Annotated in this window: 22 protein-coding genes and 1 riboswitch; of the genes, 14 read left to right on the top strand and 8 right to left on the bottom strand. The window is 44.3% G+C overall.

Translation table 11 applies throughout. From position 1 onward, the window contains the following. Window positions 1–3: 3 nt before the first annotated feature. From EDD59_RS10295 to EDD59_RS10270, 6 genes are read left to right on the top strand one after another with little or no spacing between them, the layout of a single operon-like run. Window positions 4–873: a uroporphyrinogen decarboxylase family protein gene (locus EDD59_RS10295; protein WP_132381519.1), complete on the top strand. Its 870-nt coding sequence runs from the start codon at window positions 4–6 to the stop codon at window positions 871–873. Window positions 874–876: 3 nt separating this feature from the next. After that, on the top strand, window positions 877–1,551 hold the full coding sequence (locus EDD59_RS10290; RefSeq protein WP_243117395.1) for a uroporphyrinogen decarboxylase family protein: 675 nt from the start codon (window positions 877–879) through the stop codon (window positions 1,549–1,551). Between the two features lie 36 nt (window positions 1,552–1,587). Beyond that, window positions 1,588–2,244: a cobalamin B12-binding domain-containing protein gene (locus EDD59_RS10285; protein ID WP_132381515.1), complete on the top strand. Its 657-nt coding sequence runs from the start codon at window positions 1,588–1,590 to the stop codon at window positions 2,242–2,244. 36 nt (window positions 2,245–2,280) lie between these two features. Then, window positions 2,281–3,306: a methylcobamide:CoM methyltransferase MtbA gene (locus EDD59_RS10280; protein WP_132381513.1), complete on the top strand. Its 1,026-nt coding sequence runs from the start codon at window positions 2,281–2,283 to the stop codon at window positions 3,304–3,306. Beyond that, on the top strand, window positions 3,306–5,165 hold the full coding sequence (locus EDD59_RS10275) for an ASKHA domain-containing protein (RefSeq protein ID WP_132381511.1): 1,860 nt from the start codon (window positions 3,306–3,308) through the stop codon (window positions 5,163–5,165). Before EDD59_RS10280 ends, EDD59_RS10275 begins: the two co-directional genes overlap by 1 nt. Window positions 5,166–5,184: 19 nt before the next feature. Next, window positions 5,185–6,306: a uroporphyrinogen decarboxylase family protein gene (locus EDD59_RS10270; RefSeq protein WP_132381509.1), complete on the top strand. Its 1,122-nt coding sequence runs from the start codon at window positions 5,185–5,187 to the stop codon at window positions 6,304–6,306. Window positions 6,307–6,397: 91 nt separating this feature from the next. On the opposite strand, the gene EDD59_RS10265 is transcribed toward EDD59_RS10270, so the two are convergent. The 8 genes from EDD59_RS10265 to rsmH form a co-directional block, all read right to left on the bottom strand. Further along, on the bottom strand, window positions 6,398–7,105 hold the full coding sequence (locus tag EDD59_RS10265) for a pseudouridine-5'-phosphate glycosidase (protein WP_243117394.1): 708 nt from the start codon (window positions 7,103–7,105) through the stop codon (window positions 6,398–6,400). 124 nt (window positions 7,106–7,229) lie between these two features. Beyond that, window positions 7,230–8,264: an ADP-ribosylglycohydrolase family protein gene (locus tag EDD59_RS10260; RefSeq protein ID WP_132381505.1), complete on the bottom strand. Its 1,035-nt coding sequence runs from the start codon at window positions 8,262–8,264 to the stop codon at window positions 7,230–7,232. Beyond that, on the bottom strand, window positions 8,264–9,301 hold the full coding sequence (locus EDD59_RS10255; protein WP_132381503.1) for an ADP-ribosylglycohydrolase family protein: 1,038 nt from the start codon (window positions 9,299–9,301) through the stop codon (window positions 8,264–8,266). Before EDD59_RS10255 ends, EDD59_RS10260 begins: the two co-directional genes overlap by 1 nt. A gap of 29 nt (window positions 9,302–9,330) precedes the next feature. Continuing rightward, window positions 9,331–10,428, bottom strand: coding sequence for a sugar ABC transporter substrate-binding protein (locus EDD59_RS10250; protein ID WP_132381501.1), 1,098 nt, complete (start codon window positions 10,426–10,428; stop codon window positions 9,331–9,333). Between the two features lie 42 nt (window positions 10,429–10,470). Then, window positions 10,471–11,409, bottom strand: a complete 939-nt coding sequence (locus EDD59_RS10245; RefSeq protein WP_132381499.1) for a carbohydrate kinase family protein — start codon at window positions 11,407–11,409, stop codon at window positions 10,471–10,473. A gap of 2 nt (window positions 11,410–11,411) precedes the next feature. Beyond that, the gene (locus EDD59_RS10240; RefSeq protein ID WP_243117393.1) at window positions 11,412–12,362 is read right to left on the bottom strand and encodes an ABC transporter permease; all 951 of its coding nucleotides are present in this window, start codon (window positions 12,360–12,362) and stop codon (window positions 11,412–11,414) included. 28 nt (window positions 12,363–12,390) lie between these two features. Continuing rightward, window positions 12,391–13,134, bottom strand: a complete 744-nt coding sequence (locus tag EDD59_RS10235) for an ATP-binding cassette domain-containing protein (RefSeq protein WP_243117392.1) — start codon at window positions 13,132–13,134, stop codon at window positions 12,391–12,393. Between the two features lie 254 nt (window positions 13,135–13,388). Then, window positions 13,389–14,438 carry a 16S rRNA (cytosine(1402)-N(4))-methyltransferase RsmH gene (gene rsmH, locus EDD59_RS10230; protein ID WP_132381497.1) on the bottom strand — a complete coding sequence of 350 codons (1,050 nt, stop codon included), beginning with the start codon at window positions 14,436–14,438 and terminating at the stop codon, window positions 13,389–13,391. A gap of 463 nt (window positions 14,439–14,901) precedes the next feature. Between rsmH and EDD59_RS10225 the strand changes: the two genes are divergently transcribed. From EDD59_RS10225 to trxA, 8 genes are all read left to right on the top strand, one after another. After that, window positions 14,902–15,753 (top strand): pyridoxamine kinase, encoded by an 852-nt coding sequence (locus tag EDD59_RS10225; RefSeq protein WP_132381495.1) that lies wholly within the window; start codon window positions 14,902–14,904, stop codon window positions 15,751–15,753. 15 nt (window positions 15,754–15,768) lie between these two features. Further along, window positions 15,769–16,284: a TIGR04002 family protein gene (locus EDD59_RS10220; protein ID WP_132381493.1), complete on the top strand. Its 516-nt coding sequence runs from the start codon at window positions 15,769–15,771 to the stop codon at window positions 16,282–16,284. A gap of 25 nt (window positions 16,285–16,309) precedes the next feature. Next, the gene (locus tag EDD59_RS10215; protein ID WP_132381491.1) at window positions 16,310–16,909 is read left to right on the top strand and encodes a TIGR04100 family radical SAM protein; all 600 of its coding nucleotides are present in this window, start codon (window positions 16,310–16,312) and stop codon (window positions 16,907–16,909) included. 105 nt (window positions 16,910–17,014) lie between these two features. After that, window positions 17,015–17,103: riboswitch (glycine riboswitch) on the top strand. 243 nt (window positions 17,104–17,346) lie between these two features. Next, window positions 17,347–17,733, top strand: a complete 387-nt coding sequence (locus tag EDD59_RS10210; RefSeq protein WP_132381489.1) for a GrdX family protein — start codon at window positions 17,347–17,349, stop codon at window positions 17,731–17,733. Between the two features lie 78 nt (window positions 17,734–17,811). Further along, entirely contained in the window at window positions 17,812–19,092 is a 1,281-nt protein-coding gene (locus tag EDD59_RS10205; protein WP_243117391.1) for a glycine/sarcosine/betaine reductase component B subunit, read from the top strand. 13 nt (window positions 19,093–19,105) lie between these two features. Further along, the gene (gene grdB, locus EDD59_RS10200) at window positions 19,106–20,419 is read left to right on the top strand and encodes a glycine reductase complex selenoprotein B (protein WP_132381487.1); all 1,314 of its coding nucleotides are present in this window, start codon (window positions 19,106–19,108) and stop codon (window positions 20,417–20,419) included. Window positions 20,420–20,495: 76 nt separating this feature from the next. Next, window positions 20,496–21,440 (top strand): thioredoxin-disulfide reductase, encoded by a 945-nt coding sequence (gene trxB / locus EDD59_RS10195; RefSeq protein WP_132381485.1) that lies wholly within the window; start codon window positions 20,496–20,498, stop codon window positions 21,438–21,440. A gap of 108 nt (window positions 21,441–21,548) precedes the next feature. After that, window positions 21,549–21,838, top strand: a 290-nt coding sequence (gene trxA / locus EDD59_RS10190) for a thioredoxin TrxA (RefSeq protein ID WP_132381483.1), incomplete at its 3' end; no start/stop codon positions are given.

Below are 21,838 nucleotides of genomic sequence, written 5' to 3'. Positions count from 1 at the left end.
GCTATGGGAGAAATTAAAGATTTTCATTGTACTTATGATGATTCTGTGGGAATCGACAAAGGATTGATGGAAAAACTGGGACTGAAAATCCCAGATGTTTACATGTACCGGGATATGATGGTCAGTTTATCCAGAGCACTGAAGGAAAAAAATGGCGCTCCCTTTTGTGAACTGCCGTTTTGCCATACTGTTGAAGCCGAGGCTATGGGTGGAATCATCAAATATGGTGATGAGAAAGCTGGCCCCCGGGCAAAGGAATACATCTGTACATCCGTGGAACAGATTTTAGACCTCCCGGAAATTGATTTTTCAAAGGGAAGAGTGTATGAAGTGCTTCTTGCCTGTCAGGAACTAAAAAGCCAAGGAGAACATGTAGTATTAGATGTGTCAGGGCCATTTACGATATTGAATGTACTCATTGATATTAAATATGTAGTAAAAGCTATGCGGAAACAACCGGAGGTCATGAAAAGGGTATTTTGGAAGCTGGGAGGGGAAGTTCTGAAATTTATAGAAGAGTCGGGTAAATATGGTGTGGACATAATTAGTTATGCAGATTCTTCCGGCAGTGTAAACATTTTAGGACCAAAAATGTCAAAGCAAGTAGTGGAGGACTTTACATATGACTTTTTAAAAGAAGTGGAGAAAGCTGTAGAGGGAAATCAACTGGTGCTCCTATGCCCAAAAACCACATTTGCTTTACTTGGCACCGAGAGAGCGGTATTTGAAGACCAGAAGCTGCCAGCCCCCATAAATTATGGCGAAGCTTGTACTAAAATGATTGGAAAAGTAACATTTGCAGGCCAGATGTGCATCAAGGAAGCCATGCATCCTTTGAGAGACGGGATGTTTAAAGCAGTAGTTCTACAATAAATTGTGAAAGAAGAAATTGGAGCCGAAGTTCCCGTAGGCTGCCTGATTGCAGGTCCTTTTACTGCGGCTACAAGCTGTTACCCAACAGAAAAGTTGCTTCGGGCAACAAGGAAAGAAAGCGAAAAGGTTCATGAGCTGCTCCGATTTGTTACGGAGGGGCTGAAGTTAATCTATAAAGAATTTATCAAAGAAGGAATGCTGATTCTGCTGTGTGACCCTCTGGCATCAGGGACATTACTGCACAGGAAGCAATATCTGGAATTTGCTCTCCCTTATACGAAGGAGCTTATGCAATCTATTCATGACAACAAAGGGATGGTCTGTTACCATATTTGCGGAGATACAACGAATACAGTAGCAGATATGGCGACCTCCGGATGCGATATGATTAGTGTGGACAACATTGTAGATCTGGAACATGTGAAAAATACAGCAGGGCAGAAACTGCCGATTCTTGGAAATGTGTCTCCGATTGATTACTTTATACAAGGAACAACGGAGATGATGGAGGAAGCTGTAAAAGTATGTCTGCGAAAAGCCTGGGATTCTCCAAATGGGTATATACTCGCGTCAGGCTGTGATTTATCGGGAAATGTGCCTCTGGAAAATATTGAAACATTTATGAATGCGGCGCGCAAATATGGCAGATACCCCTTAGACCCTAAAAATTTTCAATAAAATAACTGTAACTATTTAGAAGGAGGAGTAATGGAGATGGCAGCATCTAAGGAAGAATTATTGGCAAAGTTATCAGAATGTGTGGTAGAAATGGAGGATGAGGAGGTTCCGGAAGTTGCCGCGGAATATATTGAAGCGGGCTATCCGGCTTTTGACGGCATTATGGATGGGCTTGTGGATGGAATGAACAAGGCCAGTGAGCTGTATGATGAAGAAGAATATTTCGTGACGGACGTTCTGCTGTGTTCAGACGCCATGTATGCAGGGCTGGATGTACTTCGGCCTCATCTCCCGGAGGAAGCGGCAAATGCTAAAAAACCTGCCGTTGTCATAGGTGTAGTGGAAGGCGATACACACGATATAGGAAAGAACCTTGTAAAAATCATGCTGGAGACAGCCGGATTTGAAGCTTATGATTTGGGGCGGGATGTGCCCTTGGATGCCTTTGTGGATAAAGCAGTAGAGGTAGACGCAAAGATTGTTTGCATGTCTACTCTGATGACCACAACAATGGACGGAATGGCCACAGTCATTAATAAGCTGAAAGAACGGGGAATCAGGGACAAGGTGAAAGTTATGGTGGGAGGCAGCCCCATTTCACAGAAATATGCAGATGATATCGGGGCGGACAGGTATTCTGTAAATGCTGTTGAGGCGGTCCGTGTGGCAAAGGAACTGGTAGGAATTGCCTAGTGTAGCTAATACTGGAAAGTCAAAGGAGAGTGGCTTATGAATGAGAAGGAGAGGCTTAGCAGAGCCATGCGCGGCGAGTCTGTTGACCGGCCTCCGTGTATCTGTCCCGGCGGGATGATGAATATGATTACCACAGAGCTGATGGATACAGCGCATGTGGTATGGCCGGAGGCTCATTTGGACGCACAGAAGATGGCCAACCTTACGATTGCAAATTATGAAAATGGCTGTTTTGAGAACGTAGGGGTTCCCTTCTGTATGACGGTGGAGGCAGAAGCTATGGGTGCCCAGGTTACAATGGGAACAAAAATATTTGAACCACATGTCACAGATTATGCTGTAGATTCCATTACCGAGTGGAGAAAAATCACACCCATAGACTTAACCCGTGGAAGGGCAAAAATAGTTCTGGAGGCTATCCAAATTTTGAAGGAGAGAAATCTGGATGTACCGATTGTCGGCAACATTACAGGCCCTGTGAGTACGGCAAGTTCGGTGATGGACCCGGTAGTATTTTATAAAGGTCTGCGGAAAAACAGAACAGAGGCTCACGCATATATGCAGTTTGTGGCAGATGCAATCATTAAATATGCCAGAGCTCAGATTGAAGCAGGGGCGGATGTGATTGCTCTTTCCGATCCCAGTGGTACAGGGGAGATTCTTGGGCCAAAGCTGTTTGAGGAGTATGCGGTGAAATATATTAACCGCATTCTGGACAGCCTGCAGAAAGAAAAAATGGGAACCATTGTACATATATGCGGACAAATGAAAAATGTGTATACTCAGGCAGAGCAGCTCCATTCGGATGTGCTGAGCTTTGATTCCTGTGTCCCCATGAAGGAAGCAAAGAAGAATCTGAAACACCATACTCTGATGGGAAATGTGAGTACCTGGGCTCTGGAATTCGGTACTCCAGATAAAGTCTTCAGTCTTGCGGACAAATGCAGGAGAGATGGCTCCGGAATTATTTCTCCCGCGTGCGGACTGGGTACAAAATCACCCCTGGCCAATATACAGGCAATTAAGAGGGGAATACTTGAGGGGCAAGAGGCTGTATCATAATGTATAAAATCAAAATAGTGCAGACAGAAAAAGAGTTTTTATATGAACCCGGGAAGACGCTGCTGGAAATCCTTCTGTCAGAGAACGTGTTTGTGGATAATCCCTGTAATGGCAAAGGTGTCTGCGGAAAATGCAAGGTGCGGGTTGTAAGTGGTATCCCGGGGGACCTGTCTTCTACAGAAAAACAGCTGCTAAAGCAGGAAGAAATTGATACAGGTGTCCGTCTTTCCTGTCTCATCAGACCGGACAGTAATATGGAACTTGAGCTTATGCAAAAGGAAAGGAAGCATAATGTCCTGAACTCTGGATATGTCCCTGAATTTGCTAAGGATCCTGATATCAGGAAACAGCTGATTCGAATTCAAAAACCTTCTCTGACAGATCAGACATCTTTTGAGGATCAGGTAAGCCGGCAGACAGAGTGCCCTGTCATTCCGGCCGAAGTGCTTTCCAGAATTCATTTTCATGAGGGCCTGTACACGGCTGTACTTCATGAGACAGATAAGGGACAATTGGAATTGATGGCTTTGGAAGAAGGAGACACATCAGAACTTCTGTACGGGGTGGCAATTGATATCGGAACAACAACCGTTGTAACATCTTTGGTAAATATGCGGACCTCAGAACAGGCAGCCAATGATTCTATGATAAATGCGCAGAAGCATTTTGGTCTGGATGTGCTCACAAGGATTACCTATGAATTGGAAAATCCAGAAGATGGGGCTGCCCGTCTTCAAGAGGCAATTGTTGAGTCTATTAATGCCATGATTGGAAATGTATGTCGAGATGCCGGTATAGAAAAAGAACAGATTTACGAAATTGCAGTGGGTGCTAATTCCACTATGATGCATATGCTGTTGGGGGTTGATGCAGTTTCAATCGGAAAATCGCCTTATGCTCCTATGTTTGTAAAAGCAAGAGATATAGCTGCTGAAAGTATCGGGCTTAAGGCGGCACCAGGCGCCAGGCTTTACTGTCTGCCGTCAGTATCTTCATATATCGGTGCGGATATCGTGGCTGGGGCATATGTATGCGGGCTGCAAGAGACAAACCAGAATGTTCTTTTTATTGACATTGGAACGAATGGGGAAATCGTATTTTCCAATCATGGGGAACTTCTGTGCTGCTCCTGTGCGGCCGGACCTGCTCTTGAGGGAATGAATATCAGTTCGGGAATGCGGGCCTGCGAGGGCGCAATAGAGGATATGAAGATTTCTGAAGAAGGTATACACGTCAAAACCATAGGGGATGAGCCACCAGCCGGCCTTTGCGGAAGTGGAATCATGGCCGCCGTGAAGGAACTCATCCGCACGGGAATCGTACGAAAGGATGGTGCATTTGTAAAGCCAGACAAGCTGGAAGAAACAGATTACAGGCGTTCTATGCTTCAACTTAATGGAAAGAAGCGGGAATTTGTCATTGCGAAAGAACCGGCTTCTCTGCTGGTCACTCAGGGTGATGTCCGGCAGGTACAGCTGGCGAAAGGAGCTATATTGTCCGGCTTTTATGCTCTGTTGAATCAGGCGGGGAAGCAGATGAAGGATCTTGACCAGGTTATGATTGCCGGACAGTTCGGCGCACATCTTCCGGCGGACAGCTTGATCGGCGCGGGAATTCTTCCCGAGGAAATCAGGGATAAGCTTGTATATGTAGGAAATTCGTCTAAGACAGGGGCCTACATGGCACTGATGTCCAGAACGGCAAAGCGGGAGATGGAGGAACTGGCGGGCAAAATGGAATACGTAGAACTTGGTACCATAGAAGGATATGAAAGACTGTTTGCAGATTGTTTAATATTCCCGGACATAGCAGAAGGGGGCTCAAAAGGGGTCTTCAAAAGGGTCAGACCCCTTTTATGAAAGATGGAGGTGGTTAATAATGGAGTACGGGGAACTGAAGCGGCTGATGAGTCAGCAGAAAGAGGAAATGACAGCCGCAGAGAGACTGGAAGCTTATAATGCCGGGGAAGAGGTAGATTATCAGCCCTATACCCTGCAGGCTCCGGATGCGGCTATGGCAGATATTTTCGGATACACTACCACCCAGTTTTCCAAGGACTTTGAAGTGAAGAGCGAAGTGATCAGGCGGCGGAAAGAAGAGTTTGGGGTGGATGGTTTTAATGTGGGTCTGGGCTTAAAGGCAATCGGGGGTGCCCTTGGCTCGAAGCTTTATGCTCCAGAGCACGGAATTGACTATGTGACAGAGCATGCTCTGCAGGATTATAAGGATTTTGACAAACTGGAGGTAGTGGATCCTTATAACAACCCTGTTTTGACACCCATCCTGGAAAGTGCAAAGCGCTTAAAAGACCGGTTTCCCGATGTTAGCATGACAACCAGTGTGGCAGGCCCTATCACTACGGCAATTTCTATACGCCCGGTGGAAAAGGTACTGCGCGACACAGTAAAAAATCCAGAGATGCTGCATCGGCTGCTGGATTTGGCAGTGGATAGTTCACTGCGCTGGTTTGAGGCATTCAGAAAAGAAATAGGCCCGGTGGGTACAAATTTTTCAGATCCGGTAACCTGCATGGATGTTATAAGCAAGAAACAATTTAATGAGTTTTCTCTGCCATATTTGAAAAAGCTGATTGACGGAACCGAAAAGATTATGGGGACCAGACCGGGGGCCCATATATGTGGAAAAACAAGTCCTATCTGGAAAGATCTTGCCGACGCAGGACTCTTTTCATTTAGTATTGATAATTGTGAGAACCTGGCGGCGGCGAAAGAAGCAGTGGGAGACCGTATGAGGCTGGCCGGCAACGTGCCGCCTATATATGTCATGAAACAGGGGACTATAGATGATGTAATTAAGTCATGTAAAGAGTGCATTACGAAGTGTGCAGACAGTCCTGCAGGATTTATCCTGAATACAGGATGTCAGCTGCCGATTGGTACGCCCAAGGCAAATGTGGAGGCATTCATCTATGCCGCCAGAGAATACGGCAAAGGAGCCAGACTTGGACATATGCCTAAAGGAATGGCTGAATATATGTAAAATAGGATGAACGAATAAAAAAACTAGAGCCTCAAATGCCAGTGCAAAGCCCTAAAAGAGTAATTTGCACTGGCTTCTTTGGTAAGAAAAATTACAATTTCTCTGCCCAGGCAATGTTTTGTATTAAAGATTCCAGTTGTATTTTTGAGGATTTCCCTCTGGTCATCTGATCAATTTTAGCGTTTACAGCCGGATGGTAGTATTTCCCTGCCTGCTCCTGCTGCTTGCCATAGATACATGCATGTTTGAGTATCTCTCTGTCAGAAATTCTGTCCTGTTCAGGGATTGCCCTTAGCAACAATAGTTTTTCAGATAGCTCACGATTGTCGTTCCAGTATCCGGAGAGCTTTATCTTTTCCCCATGGAACAGATATCCATCGCAGGTGTCGGTATCATAGCCTAGTACAGTGATCCCTGATTCTATTGTTATCTTAATTGTTTCATCTAGGTCAAACATATCTTTGGGAGAAGTCGCAATTAAAGATACCGGACTTACAGATAAGGCCTGGATATCATGACAATTGTTTAGACTTCCCCCCTTCATCAGACCTCCAATGCCGCAGGTCACTGCGATTGGTAGCTTATATGTCTCGCATACATGCATTGTACCTGATGCTGTCAGAACTCCGGATTTACCTGTTTGTATATATTCATTAAAATTGCAATAGTTTACCCGGCCATATTCATTTTTAATTGCTGCTTTTCTGAATTCACAAAATTGCTCCATTCCACCTACGGTAATGGTTCCTTTTTCAAGCCATACGATTTGTTTATTATTCTCCGGCCATGAATGCAACAATTCTTCCTCAGCAAGACTTCCTAATCCGTGAGCTAATAATGCAGATTCTACAAGATAATTTCTGATATCGTTATACCTCCGCTTTCCTGATAGCCTCTGTAAACAGGACCTTCACAACAGAAAACTACCATAATGGCGCTATTTGCTTTGCCTGTTCCTGAAGATTTATATTATTTTCTCTGTTAATAATATCCAGGTATCCTTCTGTAATACTGTCTGCGCCATAGTATGTACCGGCAATTGCCCCTACAATACTTGCAACCGCACTGGTCTCATCTCCAATATTTACTGCATCATAGATACTTTCCATAGTTTTACCCTGATTTGCAATCAGGATTCCAAGGGCGGACGGAACTGTCTCCGCTATTGCAGGGCCGCTTCCAATCCTCTCTCGAAGTTCCGTAATGACATCCCCACTTCCACTGTGCAGTGCAATTTCTACAGCCATTTCTATACGCTTTGTTACAGAAGGTCCTGGATAGATCCAGATATCGCTTTGCTCTCTTGCAAGTGATTCACCCTTGATACTTCCATAGATTGCCTTTTGTATAATTTCAAATATAGAAGTATTATCTTTTAACGCTTCACTTACTGCTGCAGATACCGCACATGCACCTGAAATACTGTAAGGATCATCATGAGAGCACATGGTGAGTTCTACAGTATCAGAAATTGCTTTATCAACGTCACCGTGGCTGACCAATCCCTCAGGATAAGCTTTAGTGGCAGCACCGTTGGAAGAAAGGGCATAATAGTGTCCTTTATAAAGCTTATTTCCAAGGCGGCCGCTGAAAGCCCATAAGCTCATATTATCCTCTTGTTTCAGTCTGTTAATTACGTTCCGGGTTGTCATGCCTGCGAATGGTTCAAAATATTCTGTACCACTCCATTCAAGCAATGCCTGTTTTCCTAATTCCCGTGAGGGCTTTCCTTTTGCCTGAATTAAATGTCTGGTCAATATATAGGGTATACTGAATGCATCTGTTACCTGTCCAGCGCTTCTTTTCCTTGCCGGAGTATCTGAAGGGGGAGTTTTAAATTCTTCAACCCGTCCCCCGAATTCTGCTTCAATCTGTCGGAGGGATCTGCCTTCTGTCGCAGCACCCATGGCATCTCCGACGGCTGCACCCAGAATACATCCTAACACCTTTTGATTCATTATTTCTCCCCCTTCCGTGTTTGAAGTCTTTCCTCGGCAGCCTTTGCAAGATCCGTTGCAAGCCTCTCTATTTCCAGATAATTTGCTTTTTCCAGAACGGGGAGAAAATGTGCCGGATAAGCATTGGCGCCTTTAAGTGTGCCAGCTAAAGCGCCGGACATTGTTGCAATAGTATCCGTATCGTATCCTATATTTACTGCGCCGATAATGGAGCCCATTGCATCACCGTCATTGGCGGCAAAAAGTCCAAACGCAGAGGGTATAGCTTCTGCAACATGAAGGCCGGCACCGATTCTGTGACCAATCTCTGCCATTTTCTCTCTTGGTGTACCTTTGCCGAGACCGATGTCAATGGCCATTTCCATTCTTTTAACTACAGATGGCCCAGCCACGTCCTTTGCAATATCCTTGCCGATTTGCTCCCCCTCTTTTGCCCCATATAACCCGGCCTGCAATACATTATATATATCTGCATCCGGCATTGTAGCCCGGCTGACGGCAGCAGCTACTGCACAGGCTCCGGATATAGCAAGATAATTATCGTGTGTTACCATTGTAACAGTTACGGCATCCTGGATTGCTTGATCCAGATTTCCGCCATTGAGTAAACCGATAGGAGAAATTTTCATCGCAGCTCCGTTGGTAGCCTGCCGCACTGCAAACTTTATTTCTTTGGAGTCTTCTTTTGTCTCACCCTGGAAACCACGGATGGCGAGTCTTGTTGTCGGGCCGGCAAACCGGTCGAAGAATACTTCATGTTCAGACCAGTCAATCAAAGCCTCCTGCACAACTTCTTCTGTAACCTTTCCTCCATTATCAACAATATGTCTTGCCACAAAATAGGCAGAGCTAAAATCATCTGTTAATTGTCCGGGAACATTCCCTGCGCCAAAGGTGTCCTTTGGAGGCGTTTCGAAATCTGTGACCTCATGTCCGAAGTATTCCAGAATTTGTTCTGTTGTACGGGCTTCCGTTGCCGCCCCCATAGCATCCCCTGCAGCTGCCCCAATCAGGCCTCCAAGTATATTCTGATACATGTCTTACTCCCTCCTGTCTGGAATCAAATTTAGTGCCAGTCGGACATCTCCGCTACATTTTTAGAATCTACAACTGCCATAGGAGTACTGTCACCGACGGAAGATACATCCTGTCCCTCTAACGCTTTCAACATAATGATGACGGCTTCTTTTCCCATCAAATAAGGGGACATTGCAACTGTTGCATCGTAAGACCCGTCTTCAATTGCTGCTTTTGCTTCTTCTGTAAAGTCAACACCAACTACGGTTACTTTATCTTTCATATTCTTTTCTTCTAATGCGCGGACAACACCGAGTGCCATATCATCGTTTCCACAGGCAATACCTACAATATCGGGGTTTGCTTCTACGATTGCCGCTGCTGAATCATAAGCCTTCTGGGCATCAAAATCACATTGCTCAACTGCCGCTACATCCATGCCTGCTTTTTCAAAAGTCTCTTTTGCTCCGTCTCTGCGGGCATCAGCCTGTGTTCCGCCTTCATTTCCTGCAATAATGGCAACTTTACCCTTGCTATTATTTTTATCAACAATATACTGAGCCCCTAACACACCTTGATTACGGAAATCTACAGTGATTGCAGCGTCAATCTTACCGCCTGCTTTTTTCAGTGCATCTTCATTCACCTGATTTCCTGTTGTGATAATCTTAATGTCATCTTTATTGGCAGAGACAATTCCAGAAATGAGGCAGTCTTCTGTCAAAGGAGAGACGGCGATAGCGGAATAGTTTTTAACTAGCATGTTGTTCAAAATATCAAGCTGTCCAGCTGTATCTGTATCAGAGTCTGTAGCTTGGACATCAACTGTGACACCATATTCTTTTGCCCCGTCTTCATATCCTTCCTGCATGGTGACCCAGAATGAATTAGAGAGAGTACTCTCAATTGCGCCAAGTTCTACCCCTGTATCCTTTTTAGGAAGTGGTGCAAGGTCAGCGTCTACCTGTGCCATTGCTTTTGTAAATACTGTGTCTGTTTTTTCCGTATTTGTGTCTTTTCCGGTTTTCTTTTCTTCCGTTGTTTCTTTGTTTTCCTCTGCCTGCCCTTTAGGGGATGAACCACATCCTGCTGCTATTATTGCAGCCATTGATACACAGAGCAGTACACTAATGAGTTTCTTTTTCATGCTATTTCCTCCTTGATTATTGAAAACTGTACTTTTATGTATTTAAAGATTGTGGCAATCTTTAAATTTCGTAATTGTCTCTACGTCTGCTTTGCTTCTGGGACCTGCCTGCAGACATTTTACTGCAGCCGAGGCATTCGCAAAAGTCATAGCTGAAGTCTTGTTTTGATGCTGTACAAAGTATGCGTACAGTAAGCCTCCAAGAAAGCAGTCTCCGGCACCTGTTGTATCTACGGGCACAATAGAATAGGCAGGAGATTCACGCTCATTGCCGTCATACCACATAGCACCGTCAGCTCCGGCAGTACAGATTACCCCTTCCTTAATATGGTATTTCTCCTGTACTATTTTCATGGCTTTGCGGCAATCCTTCTCCCCAGTCATCTCATAATATCCCTCTCTGCCGCTTACAAATATAGTACAAAGTCCTAACATTTCTTCAATATTTGCCATGGATGTGCCACAAAGTTTCATGAACGAAGGGACACACTGCATATTGTACAGAACAGGCTTTTTCTGTGATACAGCCTGTTTGGCAAGCCAGATCGCCGCTTTGGGTGAAAACATATCGTTGTAGAAAATATCCATAGAATTCATAATATCTTTTGGGAGTTCCTCCGGTACTAGTGTGCATACAGTGTCACCAGTATTGGCAAAAATACAATGTTTACCTCCAGGCGCCGTCATTACATAAGTATGTAATGTAGTTCCTCCCCTCTTGGTAATTACATAACGGTCATCCACCCCATCCGCCACCAGTGTGCGCCTGAATTCATCTCCAATATTATCATCTCCGATTTTACCTGTCTGATATACTTTCAGCCCTAAATGAGCTGCGGATACAGATACATTGGAAGCACTTCCGCCTGGAAGCATGTCTTCATGTTCAATCAACGCAAATCCATCATCTTTTGGAAGCTCATTACTGCCAATTACAATATCCATTGCAATTGCCCCCAAAGATAATAATTTCTTACCCATTTTTACACCTCACTTTTTTCTCTTTCTTTGTATTCTGATATTAGCACTGATACCAATAATATTACCCCTGTCAAGATCTCCTGGTAATGGGAAGAAATTGCAAGCAATGTCAATCCATTTTTTAAAATATTCAAAAGAAAACAGGCTATAACTGTTCCGATTATACTGCCTTTGCCGCCCCGCATGCTTGTCCCCCCGAGAATTGTTGCCGCAATCGCATCCATCTCGTATCCTTGTCCGGCAAGAGGTTCAGCAGAATTAAGCCTTGCAGTTACAATTAATCCGGCTACCCCTGCACAAAAACTGCAGAGTGTAAATATCATTACTTTATATTTTTTTACATTTACGCCGGAGCGGTTCAAGGCAATTTCATTAGAGCCAATGAAAAGACAGTAATTTCCAAATCGTGTCTGATGTAGTATTACCGCACTGATAACAGCAATGACAAGTGAAATTATAATCGGTAGATTTACCGGACCGATATTGCCACTTCCGATAAAGCTAAATACAGGACCAAAACCAAAGATAGATTTAGAATTTGTGAGTATTAGTATGACCCCTCTTAATATCGTCATTGTTGCCAGGGTTACAATAAATGAATTTATCTTTCCATAGGATATAATCAAACCATTAATAAGTCCGATAAATGCGGCACTGAATAATCCGATTATTATAGCTGCAATGGCCGGAAAACCGGCCTGATAAGACAATCCCATACACATACCGGAGAATCCGATAACTGCACCTGCTGACAAATCAATCTGACCTGCTGCTATTACGAAAGTCATGCCCATAGACAGTACGAGATAAATGGCAGACTGATTCAATATATTTCTGCAGTTTTTCCATGAAAGAAAATAAGGTGACGAAACTGCCATCATTGCGATTAACAATATAAGCAGCCCCAATAATATTAATGTATATGAATAATCTTGTAGCTTCCTCTTTCTCACAGTCAGCCTCCATTATATAATGTTTGTTTCACTGTGTTGTTACACCAGTAATAAGTGAAACAACGATATCCATTGTTGTATCACAGGTCATGAATTCTTTGACAGCTTTTCCCTGCCGCATTACACATATTCTGTCGGATATATGGAATACCTGAGGAAGGTTATGGCTGATTACAATTACTGCAAACCCCTCTGCAGCAAGTCTCTTAATCAGCTTTAATACTGCGCTGGATTCATTCAGCCCCATAGCGGCAGTGGGTTCATCAAATATAAGGAGCCTTCCTCCATTGTGCACAAGCCTGGCTACGGCAACTCCCTGCCTCTGGCCACCACTCAAGCTGCCGACAGGAACGGTTACATCAGGAATATTGATTTCCAGGCTGCCGATTAGTTTTCTGGCCTCTTCGTCCATGCGTTTCTTCTGTAGGAATCCCCTCCGTGTCATCTCACTTCCGAGAAAAAGATTGGATTTAACATCCATTGTATTACCAAGAGCTAAATCCTGATATACTGTGGATATTCCTGCATCAATTGCTTTTCTGGGAGTAAGACTCCGATAAATATCATTTTCAATTTGAATGGTTCCGGTATCCGGAGTAAGCACACCGGACAATATTTTAATCAAGGTGGACTTTCCTGCTCCATTGTCTCCGACAATTGCGAGAACCTCCCCCCTATAGGCTTCCATGGATACGCCCTGCAGCGCCTGGATATGACCAAAGTTTTTATGTATGTTTTTTATCCTTAAAAAAGGAACCTTTTTTGAGCTCATGTGCATTCCTTCCAAAACAATATGAAAATAAATATCCTTTATTGACATTTTTTGATGTAGGGGTCAAAAGGTATTTTGCCCCCTGGTATCATTTTTTGCATCGTCTTCATCTTAGCACTCCAAATCAAGCAAGTAAAATTGATTGTATGAATAAAGATATTAGGCCTATCTATCAAAAATCGGGAGAAAATAAAAAATGCCAATGCAAAGCTCTCAGAGAGAATCTTGCATTAGCATTAATTTTATCTGCACATTTAATTTTTTATAGCCCACCGTAATTTTGCGCTTCGGGCACGGCTGTTGGAGCTGCATTCTTCTGCCGATGGACGGATAGCTTTGGGTGTTATTTCTTTATAGACACCTTCGCGGTAAAGGTGCCGGAAAGATTTTTTAACAAGACGATCTTCGCCGGAATGAAAAGTAAGGATGGCAATGCGCCCGCCCTCAGCCATGGCATCAGGAAGTTTTTCTAAAAATTCGTAAAGTGCTTCAAATTCATTATTGACATCAATCCGCAATGCCTGGAAACATCTCTGACAGGATTTCTTAACCTCATAGTCTCTATCCCTTTCAGGAATGAACTTCAGGGTATCTTCGATAATTTGCCGGAGCTGGCTTGTTGTTGTAATTTCCGCTCCTTTTTTAATAGCGAAGGTAATGGCATGAGCGATTTCTACACAATGGGGTTCATCTGCGTTTTCTAAAAGCATACCTTGTAATTCATCCTGGGAAATAGTCTTGAGACGCTCTGCCGCAGAGATGCCTTTCGATGAATCCAGCCGTAAGTCTAACGGCCCCTCTGTCTTAAAAGAAAAACCTCTTTCAGGATTATCTATTTGCATGGAAGAGACGCCCAAATCTGCCAATATAAAATCAAGAGGGCCCGATTCAGAGACAATTTGATCTATATTGGAAAAGTTAGCCTGCCTGATTGTTAAAATCTCCGGGCCGTAACCTAGACGCTCTAACCGTTCTCTTGTACGCGGCAGTTCGATAGAATCTACATCAGTAGCATACAGGTGCCCTTTCGAATCTAAACATTTAAGCATCTCTAAAGTATGCCCCCCATAACCTAAGGTTGCATCTAATCCTGTCTGACCGGGAGTAATTTGCAAAAATTCTAATATCTCTTTCACACAGATAGAACGGTGCATGCCTGCGGGAGTATTACCCTTTTGAATTACCTTAGCCACAGTATCAGCATATAACTCTGGCTGCAATTCCTTATATTTGTCTTTAAAAGCTTTCGGGTAAGTTCCTTTATATCTAGGCCGACGCTGATGCTTTTTATTTTGATTATCCATTATGTTTCCACCTTTTCAAATATCCATTTTTAACATATGATGTTGAGGTCAAAAAGTATTTTGCCTCCATGATACCTACGGATTGCTCCGCACTTTGTGCTCCCGCAATCCTAAAAACATTCGAAATCCGCCCTACTCGGGCTTCTTTCTCATGTTTTAGGGGTTCCAAAGTTATGCTTTTTCATGCTAGCATGAAACGCATAACCTTTTGACCCTCGTATCATGATATCAAATATACGTTGCAATATCAAATGTATACTTATTGCAAAGGGGACTGACCTTTTGCAGACTATTTTCTGAACTGTTGCAACAATTCAGAAAATGGCGTTCAAAAGGGTCAGTCCCTTTTTATAACTGGACTGGTTGAAATCTTAATAACTGGACATTTAGAGTGAACCAGTATTGTGATATGATAACAGGCAGTAATAATACTAAAAGTTTTTATACTATGTGAGGGTTGAACATGACGAAGAAGATTGCTGTCATCAATGATTTATCCGGTTTTGGGCGCTGCTCGCTGACGGCGGCTATTCCGGTAATAGCTGCTATGGGTGTGCAGCCCTGTCCCCTGCCGACGGCGGTATTAAGTGCGCAGACCGGATATCCAAGCTATTATTGTGATGATTATACAGATAGAATGCACTATTTCCAGAGGGAATGGGAAAAAATGGGGGCGGAATTTGACGGGATTTATACCGGATTTGTGGCAAGTGAACAGCAGATTGAGAACATTTTTGACTTTCTGGATACGTTTCATAAGAAAAAGACTTTCCTCCTGGTGGATCCGGTTCTGGGAGATGACGGAAAAGTATTTGATATGTTTTCTGAAAATATTTGTGATTTGATGAAAGAATTGGCGGCGCGTGCAGATATTATAACACCTAATCTGACGGAGCTTTGTCTGCTGACAGATACGAACTATCGGATGATTCAGGAGATGACGGATGAAAAGCACTTGCTGAAAATTATTGAACAGCTGGCCCGGAATTTGGTAAAGCGGGGATTGAAGACAGTTGTGGTGACAGGAGTTCACTTTCTGGATAGTGATGACGGCATTTTAAAAATGGGAAATCTGGCTGTCACAGAAAAGCAGTCATCTATTTCAGCGTTTCCTTATGTCGGCGGAAGTTATTCCGGTACCGGTGACTTGTTTGCGTCTGTCCTAGCCGGGGGGATGGCAAGGGGAGATAAGGTATCAGAGTGTATAGAATTGGCGGGTAGATTTATTGAGAAAGCTATTGTGGATTCTGTAGAAGAGGATGTCCCCCGAAATGACGGCGTGAATTATGAAAAGTATTTGGGAATTCTTATGTAAGCGGAGGCGGAAAAGATGCGGAATAGGACATCAAAAATAACAACAGCAGGGCTGTTTGCAGCCATGATCACAGTAATGACGGCTTACATCTGCCATATACCATATGGGGCAAATGGCGGATATATCCATTTTGGAGATACATTGATTTATATGGCGGCCGTTTTTCTGCCCAGACCGTATGCGTTGGCAGCGGCAGCTATCGGAGGAGGTGCGGCGGACTTACTGACGGCGCCAATGTGGGCACCTGCCACGATTATAATAAAGGCGCTTATTACCTTGCCTTTTACGAGCAGGGAGGGAAGAATCCTGACAAGAAGAAATATTGCAGCACCGTTTATTGCCGCAATAATTACAGCGGGAGGATATTACTTGACAGAAGGAATTTTATTTGGCTCCTTTACGGCGGCTGTGATATCCCTGCCTGGAAGTATAATACAGTCAGGGGGGAGCGCACTAATTTTTCTGATATTAGGGGCATCTATGGATAAGGCGCAGGTTAAAAGCAAAACACAGAAGATGCTGAATTTATAATAACCGACAAAGAATGGAGGAAAAAATGGCTGATATTTTGTATGTTTATAATGAACAGGTCTATGCAAATATTACCAACCTGTGTGACTGCAGCTGCCGCTTCTGCATCCGCAGCCACGAGAATGGCATAGGGGATTCCAGTACGCTTTGGCATAAAAAGGATCCGACGCTGGAAGAAATTAAGGCTGCAATGGATGAATTTGACTTTGGGGGATTCAGCGAACTGGTTTATTGCGGATATGGCGAGCCGACCTGCGCTCTGGAAAATTTAATAGAATCGGCCAGATATGCAAAAGAGAAATATGGGCTGTCCATCCGAGTAAATACAAACGGTTTGGGGAATCTTTATCATAAGAAAGATATCGTTCCTATTCTTGCCGGTGTGGTGGATTCTGTATCTATCAGCCTCAATGCCCCTACAAAGGATGAATACATAAAGGTTACCCGGCCTAAATTTGAAAATGCCTTTGAGGCTATGCAAGATTTCATATCAGAGTGCAGGGACATGATTCCGCAGGTAAAGGTGTCTATTGTGGATGTTCTGCCTGAGGAACAGATAGAAGCCAGCAAAGCCCTGGCGAACAAATTGGGAGTAAGTCTTAGAATAAGAAAATTTGCAGAATAATTTGGTAAAAGTGTATAAAAAAGTTTTAGAGTTTATGTATAAATCCTCCATTGATAAATGCAATAGTAAGTGCTAATATATAGAAAAGACATATAGTATTCTCGATTGATAATTCCAGGAGAAGCCATATTTGATTGTGGAACCGAAGGGGAACAGGCGTAAAAGCTCTCAGGTAAAAGGACTGGAATTTGACGAAACTCTGGAAAGTTATTTATTCCCGCGAGCAACGAGCCAAATGGAAATGCTTGCATTTCCATTTGGCGACTGCCGCGAGGATCAAATACCCCGCAGCTTGCTGCAGGGTCTTTGACTTGACACCGAAGAAGCAATTCCTGCCGCAGGGAGAATCTTTCAGGTCATAAGACAGAGACGCATTTGTGTAAATGTGCGTCTCTGTCTTTTTTTATACAGAAAAGGATGCTGAAAGGAGCATATGAATGGCCCAAAACAATTTCGAAATTATTACGAATAATCCCTTAGTTCTGGGAAAACTAAGAGAGACACACTATGTCATCTATCACGACATTTCCTATGAAGAAATTTTAAAAGAGGTCAGAGACCGGATACATGAGGGACACCGGCTTTTATCACATCCGCTATCAGGAAGTGTAAAGCCTAAGGAAACACCATACAAGTCTATAATCATTACAACGGGAAAGGGGATGGAGCCGGATATAGAGTCTTTGGAACTCATTGAAAATGCCATTGAGGCCTGTGGAAAGTTTGCATTTAAAGCGGACTTATATGGAGCAGGGGTATATAAGGATTTTCAATTGATTGATTGGACTTTATTAAAAAGTGCGCTGGAATCAGCAGAAATCTGACAGCATTATTTTGGTTCATTGAGAGAAGTTTTAAGTTCGTTGCAGTTAAAAAAATACATTTTAAGGAGGTAGTTGCAAGTGAAATTAGAGATGGGGTATATTCACATAAAGGATATCCGGTTTTCCGAAGAGTCCAGAATTCAAGACGGAATCCTTTATGTGTCCGAGAAGGCTGTCCGGGAGACTGCTCTTGAAGATGAAAAGTTAAAAAGCGTATCCTTTGATATTGCAAGACCGGGGGCGTCAGTCAGGATCACACCAGTGAAGGATGTAATTGAACCTAGGGTTAAGGTTGAGGGAAGAGGGGGAATCTTCCCGGGCATTATCTCGAAGACAGATACAGTTGGAGAAGGAAAGACATATGCATTAAAGGGAATGGCTGTAGTGACAGCCGGCAAGATTGTAGGCTTCCAGGAAGGGGTTATCGACATGACCGGCCCGGGCGCAGAGTACACACCGTTCTCTAAGACATTGAATCTGGTTATGGTATGCGGGGCACAGGAAGGAATTGAGCCTCATGAATATGAAAAAGCGGTAAGACTTGCAGGCTTCAGGGTAGCTGTTTATATTGGGGAATTAGCACGCACCCTGACACCGGATGAGACGACAGTATATGAAACCTGCGGATTGAAAGAAGGAATCGAAAAATACCCGGAGCTTCCAAGGGTGGCATATGTACAGATGCTACAGAGTCAGGGGCTTCTGCACGATACTTATGTGTATGGAGTGGATGCAAAAAGAATTGTCCCGACAATCTTAAGTCCTACAGAAATAATGGATGGAGCAATTGTGTCCGGCAACTGTGTATCTGCATGTGACAAGAATCCTACTTATGTACATTTGAACAATCCGGTCGTACATGATCTGTTTGAACAGCATGGGAAAACACTGAATTTTGTATGTCAGATTATCACCAATGAAAATGTTTACCTGGCGGATAAGCAGCGCTCCTCAGACTGGACAGCAAAGCTTTGCCGAATGCTGGATCTTGACGGTGTAATCGTGTCTCAGGAGGGATTCGGAAATCCGGACACAGATCTAATTATGAACTGCAAGAAGATTGAGGCAGAAGGAATTAAAACCGTTATTATCACGGACGAGTATGCAGGCAGGGATGGAAAATCCCAGTCTCTTGCGGATGCCGATACTGCGGCGGATGCGGTAATTACAGGGGGAAATGCAAACCAGGTTGTTATCCTTCCAAAACTTGACAAGGTCATTGGAACTCTCGATTATATAACAAAAATCGCAGGAGCAAGTGAACAAACTCTGCACGAAGACGGCTCTCTGGAAGTGGAGCTGCAGGTTATCACAGGTGCAACAAATGAGACAGGTTTCAATAAACTGAGTGCAAGGTAGAGGAGGAGAGAAAATGGCAAAGATAAAAGTTGTTCATTATATTAACCAGTTTTTTGCTCAGATAGGCGGAGAAGAAAAAGCTGACTACCCGGCAGAGCTGCGTGTCGGAGAGACAGTTGGCCCGGGGCTGGCATTTGCGGCAAATTTTAAAGATGAGGCGGAAATTATCGCTACAATAGTGTGCGGAGATTCTTATTTTAATGAAAATCTGGAAAAGGCAAAGGCAGATATATTAGCCATGGTGAAAGAACAGAAGCCAGATGTATTTATTGCAGGACCGGCTTTTAACGCGGGGCGTTACGGTGTTGCATGCGGTACGATTGCAGCCGCGGTGCAGGAGGAACTGGGGATTCCCGCTGTTACCGGCATGTATGTTGAGAATCCGGGTGCAGATATGTTTAAAAATCATGTATACATGATTGCCACGAAAAATAATGCAGCCGGCATGCGCGGAGCAGTAGCAAAAATGGCACCTCTGGCATTAAAGCTTGGGAAAGGTGAGCCTGTAGGTGCCTCTGCGGAAGAAGGCTATATGCCAAATGGCATCAGAGTCAACTTCTTTGAGAAGAAGCGGGGCTCAGCAAGAGCCGTTGATATGCTTCTAAAAAAACTAGCGGGCAAACCCTTTGAGACAGAATATCCTATGCCAAACTTTGACAGAGTGGCTCCAAACCCGGCAGTAAAGGACTTGGCACATGCAAAGATTGCCCTTGTTACCTCCGGTGGTATCGTGCCGAAAGGAAATCCAGACCACATAGAAAGCTCTAGTGCATCTCATTATGGTGAATATGACATTACAGGAGTGACAGATCTGACAGAGGATACCTATGAAACGGCTCATGGAGGATATGATCCGGTATATGCGAATCAGGATGCAGACAGAGTATTGCCTATTGATGTACTCCGGGACATGGAGAAAGAAGGGGTTATAGGAGAGCTTCACCATTTGTTTTATACAACTGTAGGAAATGGAACAGCAGTTGCTTCTGCGAAAGCATTTGCCGCCGAGATTGGCCGGAAATTGAAGGCCGACGGTGTGGATGCAGTAATCTTGACCTCCACTTGAGGCACCTGTACTCGTTGCGGTGCAACGATGGTTAAGGAATTAGAGAGAGCAGGGCTGCCTGTAGTGCACATTTGTACAGTAACACCGATTTCCATGACAGTAGGGGCAAATAGAATCGTTCCGGCAATTGCAATCCCACATCCTCTTGGAAATCCTGCTCTAAAGAAAGACGAAGAGAAAGCACTTCGCCGTAAAATTGTCATGAAAGCCCTGGAAGCTTTAACTACAGAGGTAGACGGGCAGACAATATTTGAAGATTAGTGTGCTGTCTCATTGACTTTCAGGCAAGCTATTTTGCGAAGTGTTAATGCGACAGTGCACTGGGAAGAGAGAAAAAATGGATAAAATTTATGATGTAATTATTCTGGGAGGAGGTCCGGCAGGATTATCTGCCGGGTTGTACGCAGGCAGGAGCCGTCTCTCCACGCTGATCATCGAGAAGGGCCAGGACGGCGGGCAGATTGCTATCACAGATGAGATTGAGAACTATCCAGGACAGATGGTAGATGGAGAATCGGGACCGGAGCTGATTGCGAGGATGACAGCACAGTCGGTAAAATTCGGTGCAGAGCGTGTCTCCGACACAATCAAGGAAGTTTCCCTGGAAGGCGAAGTGAAAGTTTTAAAGGGCGAAAAGGAAGAGTACAAGGGCAAAAATGTGATTATTGCCACAGGCGCCCACCCAAGACCAATCGGGTGCAAGGGGGAAAGAGAATATCTTGGAAAAGGAGTCTCCTACTGTGCCACCTGTGACGCAAACTTTTTTGAAGACTTGGAAGTATTTGTAGTCGGCGGCGGTGATTCTGCCGTCGAGGAAGCCATGTATCTGACCAAATTTGCCAGGAAGGTGACGGTTATTCACAGAAGGAATGAGCTGCGCGCCGCAAAGTCCATACAGGAGAAGGCCTTCGCCAATCCAAAGCTGCATTTTATGTGGGACAGCGTTGTGGAAGAGCTTTACGGGGATGACATCCTCCAGGGGATGGCCGTGAAGAATGTAAAGACCGGGGAGACGAGAAAGATAGACGCGGATCCGGAGGACGGAATGTTCGGGGTGTTTGGATTTATTGGTATGATTCCCAACACCAAGGTGTTTGAAGGGATCCTCCATATGGATGAAAGAGGATATATCAAGACAGACGAGGATATGCACACCAATATTCCCGGAGTTTATGCGGCGGGAGATGTGCGGGTGAAGAGCCTCCGGCAGGTTGTCACCGCATCGGCGGATGGCGCTATTGCGGCAGTGCAGGTGGAGAGAAGCCTGTCCGACTATTTCTAAACTCGCCTGAACTTAACGAGGCAAGCTCGAAAACCAGTGGCTTTCCCACTGTCTGGCTCTGAACAGTCACAAAAGATTCAATCGCAAAAAAGAAGGAGGAGATAACAGATGAAAGATCTTGACAAGACAAACTTTGAAGAGGAAGTGCTCAAGGCACAGGGCTATGTATTTGTAGATTTTTACGGTGACGGATGTGTGCCCTGCCAGGCATTGATGCCGAAGGTACATGAGTTCGCAGATACCTACGGCGGCAAGATGAAGTTTACTTCCCTGAACACCACCAAGGCACGCCGCCTTGCCATAGGGCAGAAGGTGCTGGGCCTTCCGGTCATGGCGGTCTATAAAGGCGGGGAGAAGATTGACGAGGTAGTAAAAGACGAGGCTACCCCAGAGAGCAT

Source organism: Muricomes intestini (assembly GCF_004346165.1).
GTDB lineage: Bacteria > Bacillota > Clostridia > Lachnospirales > Lachnospiraceae > Muricomes > Muricomes intestini.
This window is presented reverse-complemented; position numbering and strand designations above follow the sequence as displayed.

Coding starts and splice junctions, on each gene's coding strand:
- EDD59_RS10295 (WP_132381519.1), top strand. CDS start 4: ATGGGAGAAATTAAAGATTTTCATTGTACTTATGATGATTCTGTGGGA.
- EDD59_RS10285 (WP_132381515.1), top strand. CDS start 1,588: ATGGCAGCATCTAAGGAAGAATTATTGGCAAAGTTATCAGAATGTGTG.
- EDD59_RS10280 (WP_132381513.1), top strand. CDS start 2,281: ATGAATGAGAAGGAGAGGCTTAGCAGAGCCATGCGCGGCGAGTCTGTT.
- EDD59_RS10275 (WP_132381511.1), top strand. CDS start 3,306: ATGTATAAAATCAAAATAGTGCAGACAGAAAAAGAGTTTTTATATGAA.
- EDD59_RS10270 (WP_132381509.1), top strand. CDS start 5,185: ATGGAGTACGGGGAACTGAAGCGGCTGATGAGTCAGCAGAAAGAGGAA.
- EDD59_RS10260 (WP_132381505.1), bottom strand. CDS start 8,264: ATGAATCAAAAGGTGTTAGGATGTATTCTGGGTGCAGCCGTCGGAGAT.
- EDD59_RS10255 (WP_132381503.1), bottom strand. CDS start 9,301: ATGTATCAGAATATACTTGGAGGCCTGATTGGGGCAGCTGCAGGGGAT.
- EDD59_RS10250 (WP_132381501.1), bottom strand. CDS start 10,428: ATGAAAAAGAAACTCATTAGTGTACTGCTCTGTGTATCAATGGCTGCA.
- EDD59_RS10245 (WP_132381499.1), bottom strand. CDS start 11,409: ATGGGTAAGAAATTATTATCTTTGGGGGCAATTGCAATGGATATTGTA.
- EDD59_RS10235 (WP_243117392.1), bottom strand. CDS start 13,134: ATGAGCTCAAAAAAGGTTCCTTTTTTAAGGATAAAAAACATACATAAA.
- rsmH (WP_132381497.1), bottom strand. CDS start 14,438: ATGGATAATCAAAATAAAAAGCATCAGCGTCGGCCTAGATATAAAGGA.
- EDD59_RS10225 (WP_132381495.1), top strand. CDS start 14,902: ATGACGAAGAAGATTGCTGTCATCAATGATTTATCCGGTTTTGGGCGC.
- EDD59_RS10220 (WP_132381493.1), top strand. CDS start 15,769: ATGCGGAATAGGACATCAAAAATAACAACAGCAGGGCTGTTTGCAGCC.
- EDD59_RS10215 (WP_132381491.1), top strand. CDS start 16,310: ATGGCTGATATTTTGTATGTTTATAATGAACAGGTCTATGCAAATATT.
- EDD59_RS10210 (WP_132381489.1), top strand. CDS start 17,347: ATGGCCCAAAACAATTTCGAAATTATTACGAATAATCCCTTAGTTCTG.
- trxB (WP_132381485.1), top strand. CDS start 20,496: ATGGATAAAATTTATGATGTAATTATTCTGGGAGGAGGTCCGGCAGGA.